Annotated in this window: 12 protein-coding genes; 3 read left to right on the top strand and 9 right to left on the bottom strand. The window is 74.3% G+C overall.

Annotated elements, in window-relative coordinates:
• Window positions 1–13: 13 nt before the first annotated feature.
• Together GA0070611_RS05415 and GA0070611_RS05410 are read right to left on the bottom strand one after the other, a co-directional pair.
• On the bottom strand, window positions 14–1,726 hold the full coding sequence (locus tag GA0070611_RS05415; protein WP_231921333.1) for a DUF4012 domain-containing protein: 1,713 nt from the start codon (window positions 1,724–1,726) through the stop codon (window positions 14–16).
• Window positions 1,727–1,893: 167 nt separating this feature from the next.
• Window positions 1,894–3,129: a glycosyltransferase family 4 protein gene (locus tag GA0070611_RS05410; RefSeq protein ID WP_091658430.1), complete on the bottom strand. Its 1,236-nt coding sequence runs from the start codon at window positions 3,127–3,129 to the stop codon at window positions 1,894–1,896.
• A 144-nt stretch (window positions 3,130–3,273) separates the two neighbouring features.
• Between GA0070611_RS05410 and GA0070611_RS05405 the strand changes: the two genes are divergently transcribed.
• Window positions 3,274–3,828: an arsenate reductase/protein-tyrosine-phosphatase family protein gene (locus GA0070611_RS05405; protein WP_091672522.1), complete on the top strand. Its 555-nt coding sequence runs from the start codon at window positions 3,274–3,276 to the stop codon at window positions 3,826–3,828.
• On the opposite strand, the gene GA0070611_RS05400 is transcribed toward GA0070611_RS05405, so the two are convergent.
• Window positions 3,809–5,263: a polysaccharide biosynthesis tyrosine autokinase gene (locus GA0070611_RS05400; protein ID WP_091658427.1), complete on the bottom strand. Its 1,455-nt coding sequence runs from the start codon at window positions 5,261–5,263 to the stop codon at window positions 3,809–3,811. The genes GA0070611_RS05405 and GA0070611_RS05400 overlap by 20 nt on opposite strands.
• A 183-nt stretch (window positions 5,264–5,446) precedes the next feature.
• Here GA0070611_RS05400 and GA0070611_RS05395 point away from each other — a divergent pair, with 183 nt between their 5' ends.
• Both GA0070611_RS05395 and nhaA read left to right on the top strand, forming a co-directional pair.
• The gene (locus GA0070611_RS05395) at window positions 5,447–7,300 is read left to right on the top strand and encodes a nucleoside-diphosphate sugar epimerase/dehydratase (protein WP_091658425.1); all 1,854 of its coding nucleotides are present in this window, start codon (window positions 5,447–5,449) and stop codon (window positions 7,298–7,300) included.
• Window positions 7,301–7,432: 132 nt separating this feature from the next.
• The gene (gene nhaA, locus GA0070611_RS05390) at window positions 7,433–8,743 is read left to right on the top strand and encodes a Na+/H+ antiporter NhaA (RefSeq protein ID WP_091658422.1); all 1,311 of its coding nucleotides are present in this window, start codon (window positions 7,433–7,435) and stop codon (window positions 8,741–8,743) included.
• Between the two features lie 27 nt (window positions 8,744–8,770).
• On the opposite strand, the gene GA0070611_RS05385 is transcribed toward nhaA, so the two are convergent.
• From GA0070611_RS05385 to egtA, 6 genes are all read right to left on the bottom strand, one after another.
• Complete coding sequence (locus GA0070611_RS05385; RefSeq protein WP_091658419.1) at window positions 8,771–8,974, bottom strand: hypothetical protein; 204 nt, start codon at window positions 8,972–8,974, stop codon at window positions 8,771–8,773.
• Between the two features lie 140 nt (window positions 8,975–9,114).
• The gene (locus GA0070611_RS05380) at window positions 9,115–9,702 is read right to left on the bottom strand and encodes a TMEM165/GDT1 family protein (RefSeq protein ID WP_091658411.1); all 588 of its coding nucleotides are present in this window, start codon (window positions 9,700–9,702) and stop codon (window positions 9,115–9,117) included.
• A 236-nt stretch (window positions 9,703–9,938) separates the two neighbouring features.
• A complete protein-coding gene (gene egtD, locus GA0070611_RS05375; protein WP_091658410.1) occupies window positions 9,939–10,904 on the bottom strand; it encodes an L-histidine N(alpha)-methyltransferase in 966 nt (321 codons plus the stop codon).
• A gap of 31 nt (window positions 10,905–10,935) precedes the next feature.
• A complete protein-coding gene (egtC, locus tag GA0070611_RS05370; RefSeq protein WP_091658408.1) occupies window positions 10,936–11,682 on the bottom strand; it encodes an ergothioneine biosynthesis protein EgtC in 747 nt (248 codons plus the stop codon).
• A 24-nt stretch (window positions 11,683–11,706) separates the two neighbouring features.
• On the bottom strand, window positions 11,707–13,041 hold the full coding sequence (gene egtB / locus GA0070611_RS05365) for an ergothioneine biosynthesis protein EgtB (protein ID WP_091658406.1): 1,335 nt from the start codon (window positions 13,039–13,041) through the stop codon (window positions 11,707–11,709).
• The gene (egtA, locus tag GA0070611_RS05360; protein ID WP_091658403.1) at window positions 13,038–14,273 is read right to left on the bottom strand and encodes an ergothioneine biosynthesis glutamate--cysteine ligase EgtA; all 1,236 of its coding nucleotides are present in this window, start codon (window positions 14,271–14,273) and stop codon (window positions 13,038–13,040) included. The genes egtB and egtA overlap by 4 nt, the downstream gene beginning before the upstream one ends.
• Between the last annotated feature and the right edge of the window lie 25 nt (window positions 14,274–14,298).

Raw genomic sequence — 14,298 nt, 5'->3', positions numbered from 1 at the left:
GATGGATTCCCTCCTACTGATCACAGCTTGGTGCGGAAACAACTTGGGTGGTCCATGGGGTGACGGTGGGTGTGTGCACCAGCTCGACCGTGCCGGCGCCGGTCCGGCCGGTGAGCAGCGGGATCTCGAGGGTCCGGGTCGCCCCGGGCCTGACCTCGACGTTCGCCACGGCGACCTGGCGGCGCCCGGCGACGCCGCTGCCCATCCGGGTGTCGCGCCCGTCGAGCCGGCCGCCGAGCACCGCCCCGCCGGTCGGGCTGTACACCGACACCAGGGTGCGGGCGGTGTACGGATCGCCGGAGAGCGCGAGCCCGGTGACCGACCCGCTCAGTCCCGCCCGGGGGGCGGTGGAGCGGACGGTGACCCGCAGCCGCAGTTCCCGACGCCCGTCCGGTTGGCACTCGCCGACCGTCACGGCGGCGGAGAACCGGAGGTAGTAGCCGAGCTTCGCGCCACTGCCGTCGTTGAGGAACACGCCGACGGTCGGCACGGTGTCCTGCTCCGGCAGCCGCCCGGCCAACTGGCTGTCGGCCAGGACACGCTGCTCATCGGAGTGGACACTCCAGAACAATATCCGTCGTTCAGTGATTGAGCGGTCTAAAACGGTCAAAAGAGCCCGCGGGTCGACACTTTTCGCGAACAGCGCGGTGAACACCCGGGACGCCGCGGCGGCGAAGAACGCGTTCTGCGCCGTGGCGTCGAGGTCCCGGTAGGAGTCGCTGAGCAGGCTCCGTACCGCGGTGCTGCCGCTCAGCACGGCACTGCCGGGCATCGGCACCGGGCCGATCGCACCCAGCAGGTACGACAGCGCCACCGGGTCCACCGCCAGCACCCCGTCCACCTCGGTCCCGGTGCGCCGGCGCACCATCTCCCGGTAGAGGGCGGCGGCGGCCGGGAAGTCCGGGTTCAGGTTGACATCCGCCGGGAAGATCCCGGGCAGGTCGTTCCAGAGCCGGCGGGTCTCCTGGTCCAGCTTCAGGGGCGGGTCGAAGGTGCCCAGATCACCGGCCGCGCCCTGGGCCTCCATCCGGATCCGACCGCCCTCGGCCCGGATCACCGCGTACGCGCCGAACATGCCCCCGGTGGCCCGCAACTCCGCGAGGTTCTGCGAGACGAGCAGGTAGCGCCGCGGGCCCCCGGCGCCCAGCAGGGACGGCAGCAGCCGGGCACCGCGGTCCGCGGCGGAGGTCAGCTCACCGAGCCGGCCGAGTTCCCCGCGCAGGTCGGCGAGGGCCGCGCGCACCTGCGGGACGAGGTCCCCGGTGGGCACCGCCGCCAGCCGGGCGTTGGTCTCCCGCACCGCCCGGTCCGCCGCCACCACCTCGGCCGAGATCCCGCTCAGCCGGGCCAGGTCCAGCCGGCCCTGCCGGGGCACCAGCGAGGCCAGGTCGATGCGGAGCAGGGTCGGGAACGCCTGCCGGGCGAGGTCGTCCACCGCGACCGCGATCTGCCGGACGGCGGTCAGGTCGTCGCCGACGTACGGGGCCCGCCGGCCGAGCCACCAGCCCGGATCACCGGTCGCGCTGCGGGCCGCGTCGGCCTGCTCCTGGAGCGCGGCCAGGGTGCGCTGGGCCCGGGGCAGGTCACCGCCGACCACGTCGACGCTGAGGTCCCGGGCCAGGCCGGCGGCGTTGAGCAGGTGCGCCCGGGCCTGCCAGGCGCGGAAGCCCACCCAGCCACCGGACGCGAGCACCAGCGAGAGGACCACCAGGGTGGTCAGCAGCACGCGCCGCACCCGGGCCCGACGTCGCCGCGTGCTGTGCCGGCGACGACGGGACACGCCGCTGTGGGTCACCCCGGACTCCTGTCTCGCATCGGACAAAGCACGTGAACAACTGTTTTCTAGCACGAAATACCGCAAAAGCCGGCCAGTTTGCCGCCGGACACCGCGACTCAGCCGCGTCGTCCGGCGCGGGTGGCGCCCTGCGAGACCTCGTGCAGCAACTGCTCGATCCGGTCGACCCCGCCGCGCAGCGACATCTCCCGCAGGTACGCGTCCCGCCCCCGCCGGCCCATGTCCGCGCGGGCCGCCGGCGGGATCGCCGAGGCCAACCAGAACCGGTCCGCCAGCGCCGCCCAGTCCTCCGGCGGGCAGGACAGCCCGGCCCGGGCCCGCTCGACCAGCTCCACCGTGTCGCCCCCGGCGGAGGCGACCACCGGCGCGGCGCAGGAGAGCGCGGCCTGCAGCTTCGCCGGCACGGTGCCGCGCAGCCCGGGCAGGTCGCGCTGCATGACGAGCTGGTAGTCCGCCGCGGCGTACAGCTCGGGCATGTCCAGCGGCGACCGTCGCTCGACGAACCGCACGTTCTGCGTCCGCAGCTCGGCGGCGAGCCCCCGCACCCGCCGCTCCTGCGTCCCGGAACCGACCAGGACCAGGTCCATCCGGCCCTCCAGCGCCGCCGCCGCGCGTACCGCGGTCTCCAGCCCCTGGCGTACGCCGATGGTGCCCGCGTGCATCACCACGCAGCGGTTGCCCCGACGGACCAGCTGGCGGGCCGCCCGGCTCGGCTCGGTCGGCCGGAAGATGCGCTCGTCGGTCCAGTTCAGCACCACCCGGGTGCGCTGCGGATCGGCCCCACCGGCGACCACCAGGTCACGCAGGGACGGCGCCGCGACGGCGATCGCCCCCGCCTCGTGGTAGAGCCGTCGAGTGGTGGCCGTCAGCCGCCCCGACCACCGGCCGGCCTCCCCGGGGCGGGCCGACTCCTCCTCGGCCCACACGTCCTGCACGTGCAGCACGGTGGGCACCCGACCCAGCAGCCGCAGCAGTCCGGCCGCGGCGAAGGTGACCGCCGGGAGCTGGAAGACGTACAGCGCGTCGACGTCGCCGAGGTAGCGCCGGCCGGCCAGCGTCACGCTGCCCGCGAAGGAGAGCCAACCGGCCATCCGCGCGCCGGCCGACCGGTCGCCGCCGGCGTAACGGGGCACCCGGCGCACGGTCAGCCGTTCGCTCTGCGTCTGGTACCGCCAGCGCTGCCGCCACCCGGGGTAGACGTGTCCGCCCGGGTAGTCCGGGAACCCGGTCAGCACCCGTACCTCGTGGCCCCGGGCGGCCAGCTCCTCGGCCAGGCTCCCCGGCATGAACGCCGGCTCCGGCGGGAAGTGGTACGACAGGATCCCGATCTTCATCGTGGCGCTCCCGGCGCGGCTTCGCGGCGACCGGCCCACCCCGCCCCGTACGATGCCGGCATCCCCTCGCCGCCCGGCCGACCCGGCCGGGCGGTCGTCGTCGCGACGACCGGCCCCCTGGTGGGGCGCGGGAGAGGGGTGGAGATGGTCGACGAGGTGCTCTTCGTCTGCCACGCCAACATGTGCCGGTCGCCGATGGCCGAGTACCTCGCCCGCCGGCTGTTCGCCGACCACCCGGTCGCGGTGGCCAGCGCCGGCACCGACGCGGTGGACGGCGCGGCGATGCACCCGTACGCCGTCGAGATCGCGGCCGGGACCGGCGCGGACCCGGCGGCCTTCCGCACCCGGCGGCTGCGTCCGGAGCACCTCACCGACGCGGCCCTGGTGCTGACCGCGACCCGCCGGCAGCGCTCGGTCTGCACCGCGCTGGCCCCGGCCGCGCTGCACCGGACCTTCACGCTGCGCCAGTTCGCCCGGCTCGCCGCGGCGGCCGAGGCCCCCGCGCCGCGCGGCGGTTCCCCGCTGCGGGCGGCCGTGCAGGCGGCCGCCCTGGCGCGCGGCCGGCTCCAGCCCACCGCCGCCGGGGCGGACGACCTGCACGACCCGATCGGCGGTTCGCCCGCCGACTTCCGGCGCTGCGCCGAGGAGATCGAGCGGTCGATCCGACCCGTGCTGGCGCTCATCGGGACAGCCGGGTGAGTTCCTGCGTACGGTCCCGGCCGGCGGCGTGCCCGCCGCGCCGGGCCACCCCGGCCCGGTCGGTCGGCACCGACGGCGCGGCGGGCGGCAGCACCACCTTGTACGCCTCGTACTGGTAGGCGTCCGCCTTCGCCACCTTGGCCATGTTGAGCACGCAGCCGAGCAGCCGCACCGACACCGAGTGAAGCGCCCGGGCCGCGGCGGCCACCTGGCTGCGCGAGGTACGTCCCTGCTGGGTGACCAGCAGCGCGCCGTCGGCCTGCACGGCCACCACGACGCCGTCGGTCACGGCGAGCAGCGGCGCGGTGTCGATGACCACGATGTCCGCCGACTCCCGCAGCGCGACCAGCAGGTCCGCCATCGCCTTGGAGCCGAGCAGCTCGCTGGGGTTGGGCGGGGTGGCCCCGCTGGGCAGCACCAGCAGCGACTTGTCGCCCCAGCGCTGCACCACGTCGCCGACCTGGACGTCGCCCACCAGCACGTCGGTGAGTCCGACGCCACCGTCGAGGCCGAGGTACTCGGCCACCTTCGGCCGGCGCAGGTCGGCGTCGATGAGCAGCACCCGCCAGCCGGCCTCGGCCAGCGCGATGGCGGTGTTGCAGGCCATGGTGGTCTTCCCCTCGCCCTGCAGGGCGCTGGTGACCGCGATGACCCGGGCCGGCTCGTGGACGTCGACGAAGCGCAGGTTGGTGCGCAGCTTGCGGACCGCCTCGGCGCGCGGGGAGTTCGCCGCGTCACCGACGATCAGCGGGGCGGACTTGGCGTTGGCGTCGAACGGGATCTCGCCGAGCAGCGGACTGCCGGTGACCCGTTGCAGCCCGGCGGCGTCGCGCAGCCGCACGTCGGCCATGCCGCGCAGCACCGCCAACGCCGACCCGAGCAGCAGGCCCAGCAGCGCGCCGATGGTGAGGTTGCGGGCCGGCTGGGGCGACACCGGCGCGGAGGTGACCCGGGGACCGCTGACCACCTCCAGCTTGATCGGCGGCGCCTTGCCGTCCGGCGGCGTCTCGACCTTCTGCACCAGCTCGACGAACTTGGCGGCGAGGGCCTCGGTGGTCTTCAGCGCGCGCGCCTGGTCGGTGTCGGTGAAGGTCGCCCTGAGCAGCACCGTGCCGGCCTCGGTGTTGGTGGTCAGCTGACGCTGCACCTGGTCGGCGGTGAGACCCAGCGGCGCCTCGGCCACCACGCTCTGCGCCAGCCGGTCGCTGGCGAGCAGGTCCGCGTACGACTTCACCCGCTGCTGCAGGAAGAGGCCGCCCTGGTAGGCGTCGGAGACACCCTGGCTGGGGGTGGTGACGAAGAAGGTCACCGAGGCCCGGTACTGCGGTGCGGTGCGCACCGTGACGGCCGCGGCCACGCCCAGCGCCGCCATCAGCGTCACCAGCACGATCCACCAGTGACGCCGGACGAGTTGCAGGTAACCGAGAACGTCCATCACGTTCCCCCTTGCGACACGCCGGTTCGCCCTTGCAACTGCACGAAAGCCCCCTAAAACACCCAAAGTTCGTGTCAGGATCCTAATTGCCCGTACGGCACAGACAGCGACTCGATGAATGTAAACGACCGCTGCCGTATTTAAGGTGCGAAACCTCCATTTGATCGGACGCGAAGGGCAACCATGGACCCCAGACCCACCGCCGACGACGGACACCAGCGCAGTTGGCTCACCCGACATGCGGCCGTCCTGTCTCTCCTAACGCTGGACAGCGCCGCCTGGTGCGGGGGTTTCCTCGGCGCGGCCTGGACGCGTTTCGAGTTCGCGCTGACCCGGGCGGGCTGCGTGCGCACCCTGGCCGTCGCCCTCGCCTGCGCGGCGCTCTACTCGGCGGCGACCCTGCTGCGGATCCGCACCCGGGGACGGCACCCGATCGGCAGCGCCGGTGAGGCCCGGGAACTGGCCACCATGGTCACGGTCGCCGCCACGGTCACGCTGATCGGCCTGTTGCCCTGGGCCGCCCGGCCGGTGCCGGCCACCACCCCGCTGGTCGGCGGCACGGTCGCCTTCGTGGCGATGGCCGCCGGACGGGCGGGCTGGCGGGCCCGCCAGGAACGGCACCGCCGCCCGGCCCGCACCGCCGAGCGTTGCCTCGTCTACGGGGTGGACGCCGCGAGCGAGCGCCTGGTCCGGGTGCTGCTCGGCGACCCGCGCAGCCGCTACCTGCCGGTGGGCCTGCTGGACGACTCCCCCGAGAACCGGGGCCTGCGCCTGGAGGGGCTGCGGGTGCTCGGCGGCCGGGAGCAGATCGCCGCGGCGGTCCGGGCCACCCGGGCCCGTACGGTGATCTTCTCGATGAGCGGATCGGAGCCCGAGCTGCTGCGCGACGTGCGGGTGCGCACCCTGGAGGCCGGCGCCGCGTTCAAGGTCCTCCCCCCGGTCCGCGACCTGCTCGACCGCCCGGTCACCGTCACCGACGTACGGGACATGCAAATCACCGATCTGCTCGGCCGGGCGCAGCGGGTCGCCGAGCTGACCGTGGAACGCGCCGGGCTGGCCGGCCGGCGGGTGCTGGTGACCGGCGCGGGCGGGTCGATCGGGTCCGAGTTGTGCCGGCAGATCGCCCGCTGCGACCCGGGTGAGCTGATGATGCTGGACCGTGACGAGTCGGCGCTGCACGCGCTGCAGATGTCGTTGCACGGCCGGGCCCTGCTGGACGGGCCCGAGCTGATCCTGGCCGACATCCGCGACGCCGAGGGCATCGCCCGGATCATCGCCGAACGGCGGCCCGACGTGGTGTTCCACGCGGCGGCCCTCAAGCACCTCCCGCTGCTGGAGCGCCACCCGGGCGAGGCGATCAAGACCAACCTCCTGGGCACCCTGAACGTGCTGGAGGCCTGCCGCGACGTCGCGGAGTTCGTGAACATCTCCACCGACAAGGCGGCGAACCCGATCAGCGTGCTCGGCTACTCCAAGCGGGTCACCGAGCGACTCACCGCCCACTACGCCGACCGGCTCGGCGGGGCGTACCTGAGCGTCCGGTTCGGCAACGTGCTCAGCAGCCGGGGCTCGGTGCTGACCGCGTTCCAGGCGCAACTGCGCGCCGGCGTGCCGATCACCGTCACCCACCCGGACGTCACCCGCTACTTCATGACCGTGCAGGAGGCCGTGCACCTCGTGCTCCAGGCGGCCGTCATCGGTCGGGGCGGCGAGGCGCTGGTGCTCGACATGGGCGAGCCGGTCCGGATCGCCGACGTCGCCCGTCGGCTGGCCGCCGAGGCCGACCGCCCGGTCGAGATCGTCTTCACCGGCCTGCGCCCCGGCGAGAAGCTGCACGAGGACCTGTTCGGCGCCGACGAGTCGGACAGCCGGCCGCTGCACCCGCTGATCTCACACGTCCCGGTGCCCGCGCTCGACCCGGACGAGGTACGCGGCCTCGACCCGTACGCCGACCCGGCGGAGCTGGTGAAACGGCTGGCGGCGTTCTGCGAGGTGAGCGGGGCGACGACCCTGACGGCGGTGCCGGGCCAGCGCTGACCGCACCGGGAGGAAGATCACCGGGCCGTCACTGGGCGGCCCGGTGACGGCCCGGATAGGGTCGGAACCGGTGTGCCGGGAAGTCTGGTCGGCGGTTCCTTCGCCGACCCCGATTCCCGAGGTGGACACCGCATGACCGACCGCACCCCGCCACGCCGGCGGCCGTACCGGCTGCTCTCCCGCCGGTCCTGGCCGGAGGCGCACTTCCTGGCCGACGTGCTGCGCGCCGAGACGGTCGGCGGCGGTCTGCTGCTGCTCGGCGCGGTCGTCGCGCTGCTCTGGGCCAACTCCCCCTGGCGCTCCGGGTACGCCGCGCTCGGCGAGTGGGTGCCGTGGTCCGGCGGGCACGGGCTGCACCTCGACCTCAGCCTCGCCGCCTGGGCCGCCGACGGCCTGCTGGCGATCTTCTTCTTCGTGGTGGGCCTGGAGCTCAAACGCGAGTTCATCGCCGGGGACCTGCGCGACCCCCGGCGCGCCGCGCTGCCCGTGGTGGCCGCGCTGGGCGGCATGCTGGTGCCCGCGCTCTGCTACGTCGCGGTGACGCTCGCGGCGGGCGGAACCGGGCTGCGCGGCTGGGCGATCCCCACCGCGACGGACATCGCCTTCGCCCTCGCGGTGCTGGCCGTGGTCAGCTCGCACCTGCCGCAGGGCCTGCGGGCGTTCCTGCTCACCCTCGCCGTGGTCGACGACCTGTTCGCCATCCTGATCATCGCGGTCTTCTACACCGCCGACTTCCACCCGCTGCCGCTGCTCGCCGCGCTGCTGCCGATCGCCGCCTTCGCGGCGCTGGTGCAGCGGCGCCGGACCTGGTGGTGGGCGCTGCTCCCGCTCGGCGCACTGGCCTGGGCGCTGGTGCACGCCTCCGGGGTGCACGCCACGGTGGCCGGGGTGCTGCTCGGCTTCACCGTGCCGGTGCTCTCCTCCCGGGACGGGCGGCCCGGGCTGGCCGAGCGGCTGGAGCACCGGTGGCGGCCGATCTCCGCCGGAGTGGCGGTGCCCGTCTTCGCGTTCTTCGCCGCGGGCGTGTCCCTGGTCGACGTCGACCTGGGCGGGCTGCTCACCGACCCGGTGGTGATCGCCGTGGCCGTCGGGCTGGTGCTCGGCAAGACCCTCGGGGTGTTCGGCTCCACCTACCTGCTGGCCCGGTTCACCCGGGCCGAGCTGGACGAGGAGATCACCTGGTCGGACCTGCTGGGGCTGGCGCTGCTCGCCGGCATCGGCTTCACCGTGTCGCTGCTCATCGGCGAGCTGGCCTTCGGGGCCGGCAGCGCGGCCGACGAACGGGTCAAGGCGGCCGTGCTGCTCGGCTCGCTGGTCGCGGCCGGGCTGGCCACCACGGTGCTGGTCCGGCGCAACCGGGTCTACCGGCGGATCTCCGAACGGGAGAGCCGGGACAGCGACGGCGACGGCGTGCCGGACGTCTACCAGGAGGAGACCCGGTAGCCGTCCGGCCCGCCCCGACCAGCCGGGTCAGCGGCGGCGCTCGGCCCGCTCCGCGGCGGTCCCGTCGGTCTCCTCCTCCAGCGCGTCCGCGTACGGGTCGGTGAGGTCGTCGCCGGGCACCGCGATCGCCTCCGCCCGGTCCTGCGCGTCCTCACGGCCGCCGGCGGGCGGCTCGGGCGCGGTGGCGCCCCCGGCGAAACCGTACTCGTTGGGCTCGTCGTGCCTGCTCATCTGCGGACCTCCCGATCGTCCTGGTGCGTTCCCGGCGCGCGGGGCGCGGGGCACAGGACTTCTTACCCAGGCAGGCGGTCGACGATCATCGCCGCGGCGGGATTCCGCCGTCGGGTCGCGACGGCGCAATCCCGACCCGCTCAGCGGAGCTGACCGACCGCCTCGAAGATCAGCCAGAGACCGCAGATGGCGAAGAGCACGGCGGCGCCGTACCGGATCGCCTTCTCCGGCAGGTGCCGACCGAGCAGCCGGCCCACCAGGATCGCCAGCGCGTCCGCGGCCACCATCCCGAGGGTGGAGCCGAGCCAGGTGCCGAACCAGCCGTACTTGGTGGCCAGGGTGATGGTGGCGAGCATGGTCTTGTCGCCCAGCTCGGCGAGGAAGAACGCGACACCGACGGCGAAGATCGCCGACTTGCCGCCCTTCTCCGCCTTGCGCTTCTCCTCCTCGGTGAGCTTGTCACCGCGCAGCGTCCAGAGGCCGAAGCCGAGGAAGGCCACGCCGGCGATGAGCGAGATCCAGCCGGTGGGCAGGGCCGCGCCCAGGCCGTAGCCGATCGCCACCGAGGCCAGGTGCACGACGGCGGTGGCGACCGTGATGCCGATCAGCACCGGCACGGGCTTGAACCGCGTGGCGAACGTGAGCGCCATGAGCTGGGACTTGTCGCCCAGCTCGGCGACGAAGATGACGCCGAAGCTGATCACCAGCGCGACGAGGAAACCGTCCATGAGAACCTTCCCGATCAAGCCGGGAGGAGGTACAGGGGCGCCCTCGACCCGGCTGCGACAGCCTGAGTCGAAGGTCTCGCCCGCCCCGGCGGACCGGGGCCGCGTGGCCGGATGCGGAACGCATCAGTATGTCGACCACGACATTGGGGGCTACTCCCCTTCGCGCCGCCCAGCCTAGCCCACCACGTCGGATCGGGTGGCCGCGGGTGAACAGCCTCACCCGCGGCCGCGCCCGCTCAGTCGGCGCGGGCCAGGCTGACGCCGAACAGCCCGTCCGGGTCGGTCCAGAACGCCTGCCGGGAGAACCCGGCGTCGGCCAGCTCCGCCGCGATCCCCGCCGGCCGGAACTTCGCCGAGACCTCGGTGCGCAGCTCCTCGCCGGCGGCGAAGTCGACGTCCAGGTCGAGCACCCGCACCCGGGTCGGGTGCTCCGCGCGCAGCCGCATCTCGATCCACTCGTGCTCCGGGTCCCAGACCGCCACGTGGGTGAAGGCCGCCGGATCGAAGTCCGCGCCCAGCTCCCGGTTGAGCACCCGCAGCACGTTGCGGTTGAACTCGGCGGTCACCCCGGCCGCGTCGTCGTACGCCGGCACGATGACCGTCGGGTCCTTGACCAGGTCGGTGCCGACCAGCAGCCAGTCGCCGGCCTCCAACGCGGCGCGCATCGCGGTGAGGAACTCGGCCCGCTCCACCGGCAGCAGGTTGCCGATCGTCCCGCCCAGGAAGACCACCAGCCGGCGGCCGCCGGTGGGCAACCGATCGAGCTGGCGGGTGAAGTCCCCGACGATGCCGCGCACCCGCAGCCCGGGATACTCGGCGGCGATCTGCTCGGTGGACTGGCGCAGCGCGCTGACCGACACGTCCAGCGGCACGAAGGTGCCGAGATCACCGTGCCGGGTGAAGGCGTCCAGCAGCAGCCGGGTCTTCTCCGACGAGCCGGAACCCAGCTCGATCAGCGTCTTCGCGCCGGTCAGCTCGGCGACGTCGGTGGCGTGCGCGGCCAGCACCGCCCGCTCGGCCCGGGTCGGGTAGTACTCCGGCAGCCGGGTGATCTCCTCGAACAGCTCGCTGCCCCGGGCGTCGTAGAACCACTTCGGCGGCAGCCACTTCGGCGTCGCGGTCAACCCGAGCCGGACGTCCTCGCGCAGGCTGCGGCCGAGGTCCTGCTCCTCCAGGTAGATCTCCAGCGGTTCCGCGCTCATGTCGTACCCCTTCCTGTCCCACCTGCGGATGTCAGGCGACCGTCAGCGGCCGGGTGTCCAGTCCGGTCGCGGTGGCCACCACCAGTTGCCCGTCCGGCACGGGCCGCCAGTCGGGATCGTCGTCGAACGGCTCGGAGGCCAGCAGCACCGACTCCGGGCGGCGGCGCACCGACAGGGCGTGCCCGACGGTGCTGGCCACCACCGTCGTGCCATCGGTGAGCAGCAGGTTCAGCCGTGATCCGGGAGCCGCCGCGACCACCCCGGCGAGGGTGTCCGCCAGCGCCTCGGCCGGCGGCGCGCCGGCCCGCAGCCGGTGCCGGACCAGTGCCCAGAGCAGGGCGGCGTCGGTCGGCACGTCCAGGGTGATCAGGTCCCGCAGCGGCAGCCCGGCCGCGAGCGGCACCAGCGCGTCCGGCCAGCCCCGGACCACCCCGTTGTGGCTGAACAGCCAGCGCCCCTCGGCGAACGGGGCGGCCGCCGTCTCGTGCAACGGCATGCCGACCGTGGCCGAGCGGACCGCGGCCAGCACCGCGCCGGCCGTGGTGACCGCGGCCAGCTCGGGCAGCGTGGTGTCGGTCCACAGCGGTTGCGCGCGGCGGTAGCGGACCGGGTCCCCGGCCGGCGGGTACCAGCCGACACCGAAGCCGTCCGCGTTGATCGTGCCGCCGCCGCGCATGTCGCGCGGCGCCCAGGACTGGCGCAGCAGGCCGTACGGCGGGTCGTACAGCAGGCTGGCCAGGCTGACCGGCGGTCCCAGGTACGCCAGATGGCGGCACATCAGGCGATCACCCGTGCGCCTCGGTCACGCGGTCTCCTCCGGGCGGGCGTCGCGGGCGCAGCGGAAGCCGCTGAAGATCTGCCGGCGGATCGGGTAGTCCCAGTTGCGGAAGGTGCCCCGGCAGGCCGACCGGTCGGTGCCGAACGAGCCGCCGCGCAGCACCTGGTAGTCGTCGCCGAAGAAGACCTCCGAGTACTCCCGGTACGGGAAGGCGGCGAAGCCCGGGTGGCCGTGGAAGGTGGTGGCGGTCCACTCCCAGACGTCGCCGATCAGCTGGTGCACGCCGAGCGGCGAGGCGCCGGCCGGGTACGCGCCCACCGGCGCCGGCCAGAGGTGCCGCTGGCCCAGGTTCGCGTGCTCGCCGGTCGGGTCCCCGTCGCCCCACGGGTAGCGGCGGGAGCGGCCGCTCGCCGGGTCCCAGCGGGCCGCCTTCTCCCACTCCGCCTCGGTGGGCAGCCGCTTGCCGGCCCAGGCCGCGTACGCCTGCGCCTCGTGGAAGCAGACGTGCACCACGGGCTCGTCGTCGCGCACCGGCGACCAGCGGCCGAACCGGCGGTACGCCCAGCCGTCACCGTCGCGACGCCAGTGCATGGGGGCGCTCAGCCCGGCGTCGACCCGGTGCCGCCACCCCGCCTCGCTCCACCACCGGGGCTGGTCGTAGCCGCCGTCGGCGATGAAGGCGCGGTACCGGCCGTTGGTGACCGGGGCGGCGTCGATGACGTACGCGGGCAGCTCGACGGTGTGCGCCGGGCGTTCGTTGTCCAGCGCCCACGGGTCGGTCGAGGTGCCCATGGTGAACGGGCCGGCCGGCACCAGCACCTCACCGGCCACCCGGGCCCGCGGCTCGGGCGGCGGCGGCGCGTCCAGCACCGGCGCCCCGGCGCGCAGCTGGTGGGTGGCCAGCATCGTCTCGTCGTGCTGCTGTTCGTGCTGCACGATCATGCCGAAGGCGAAACCGTCGCGCACCAGGTCCCGGTCGTCGAAGCGGATGCCGTCGAGCAGGTCGTACACCTTGTCCCGGACGGTACGCACGTAGCCGCGCGCCTCGGCCGGGGGCAGCAGCGGCAGCGACGGGCGGTCCTTGCGGGGCTGCTTGAAGGCGTCGTAGAGGTCGTCGATGTCGCGGCGGACCGGCTCCCGACCACCGACGTCGCGCACCAGCCAGAGCTCCTCCTGGTTGCCCACGTGCGCCAGGTCCCAGACCAGCGGCGACATCAGGGTGGAGTGCTGCCGGACCAGGTCGTCGTCGTCCACCGCGTCGGTCAGCAGGGCGGTCCGGGCCCGGGTGCGCTCCAGCTCGACCGCGATCCTGTCGCGTAGCTGTTCGCCCTGCGTACCCGGCCGCTCGGTCGTGGTCACCGGTGCCTCCTCTCCGCGACGGCGCGACGCCGCCGGATTTCTCTGCCGATTTCCTCGTGCGTCGCCGCCGGCAGGTCGAGCCGGGGCAGGGCCGCCAGGGCCAGGTCGAACAGGGCCACCGCGGTGGCGGCGAGCGAACGGTCGCCGAGCCCGTACCGGGCGGCGGCGTGCCACCGGTCGGCGACCGGGATGGCGGTGGCGAGCGCCTCCCGGGTGGTGGCCGGATCGGCCAGGAGCGCGGCCAGCACCGCGACCGGCACCGTCCAACCCCTGCCGGGCTGGGCGTCCAGGTAGCGCAGCTCCAGGTAGCCCTGCGGGCGTACCGGCGGGAACAGCGTGCTGAGGTGGTACTCCAGGTCGTCGGTGGTGGGCGGGCGGGGCAGCGCGCCGGCCAGCCAGTCGGCGAAGGTGACCCCGGGCGGCGGGGTCCAGTCGGGCCCGTCGCCCCGCACGCAGAGCAACGGCGCGGCGAGCGCGTACGCGGTCCAGGCGGTCACCGGGTCGCGGTCGGCCCGCCCGGGCGTCCAGATCGGCCGGGTCCGGGCCGGGTCGATGGCCAACCAGGCCGCCATCCGGGCGGACGCCCAGCCGGTACGGCGCCCGGCGTGCCGGTCCGCGGTGGCGAAGGCCGCCAGCAGGGGCGGGCCGACGGCGTGCACGGCCGCCCACCGCTCGGCGAGCCGGGCCGGCTCGCCCGCGTCGAGGCAGACCTGGAGCCCGGCGGTGCTGTACATCATGGTGCGCCCCGCCGGGCCGCGCCGGTCGAAGACGCAGCGCATGGCCTGGTAGCGCGGGGTCTGCACGACCGGACGGGGCGCTCGCCACGGGTCGATGCCGGTGCCGCCGAGGACGAGCCCGGCATACTCCAGCATGGCGGTCAGCTCGGCGAGGTCGGCGGTGGTGGCCCGGATCAACTCGGCGACCGACGTGTGCGGCGCGGAGGATATCTCGACCTGCCCGCCCGGCTCCACGGTCACGGCGCCGCCGTGCCGGAGCCCGTCGGCGGGGCTCGTCGGGTCGATGGTCGGGGGGCTGTGCCGCCCCAGGGCCCGGCGCAGCCGGTCGGGGTCGACCGGGCGGGTCGGGTCCGTCGCGTCGTGCACCGTCCATTCCAGCTCGACGCCGGTGCGGGTGGGTGGGCCGGTCTTGAAGCAGATCCTGGCGATGTGTCCGGCAGCGGCGGCCCCGTCCCGCAGGACGGTGCTCCGGTCCAGCTCCGGTGACATCACCAAGAGACGGCTCCTCTCCCCGGGGTGG

The sequence above is a fragment of the Micromonospora auratinigra genome, assembly GCF_900089595.1.
In the GTDB taxonomy this organism is placed as follows: Bacteria; Actinomycetota; Actinomycetes; order Mycobacteriales; family Micromonosporaceae; genus Micromonospora; species Micromonospora auratinigra.
Note: the sequence above shows the minus strand (reverse complement) of the source record. Positions and strands in the feature narration are given on the sequence as shown.

What these genes read in the sequence shown, in the direction of transcription:
- GA0070611_RS05395 (WP_091658425.1), top strand. Translation starts at nt 5,447, where the DNA reads ATGGACCCCAGACCCACCGCCGACGACGGACACCAGCGCAGTTGGCTC.
- GA0070611_RS05410 (WP_091658430.1), bottom strand. Translation starts at nt 3,129, where the DNA reads ATGAAGATCGGGATCCTGTCGTACCACTTCCCGCCGGAGCCGGCGTTC.
- GA0070611_RS05400 (WP_091658427.1), bottom strand. Translation starts at nt 5,263, where the DNA reads ATGGACGTTCTCGGTTACCTGCAACTCGTCCGGCGTCACTGGTGGATC.
- nhaA (WP_091658422.1), top strand. Translation starts at nt 7,433, where the DNA reads ATGACCGACCGCACCCCGCCACGCCGGCGGCCGTACCGGCTGCTCTCC.
- GA0070611_RS05385 (WP_091658419.1), bottom strand. Translation starts at nt 8,974, where the DNA reads ATGAGCAGGCACGACGAGCCCAACGAGTACGGTTTCGCCGGGGGCGCC.
- GA0070611_RS05380 (WP_091658411.1), bottom strand. Translation starts at nt 9,702, where the DNA reads ATGGACGGTTTCCTCGTCGCGCTGGTGATCAGCTTCGGCGTCATCTTC.
- egtC (WP_091658408.1), bottom strand. Translation starts at nt 11,682, where the DNA reads ATGTGCCGCCATCTGGCGTACCTGGGACCGCCGGTCAGCCTGGCCAGC.
- egtD (WP_091658410.1), bottom strand. Translation starts at nt 10,904, where the DNA reads ATGAGCGCGGAACCGCTGGAGATCTACCTGGAGGAGCAGGACCTCGGC.
- GA0070611_RS05405 (WP_091672522.1), top strand. Translation starts at nt 3,274, where the DNA reads ATGGTCGACGAGGTGCTCTTCGTCTGCCACGCCAACATGTGCCGGTCG.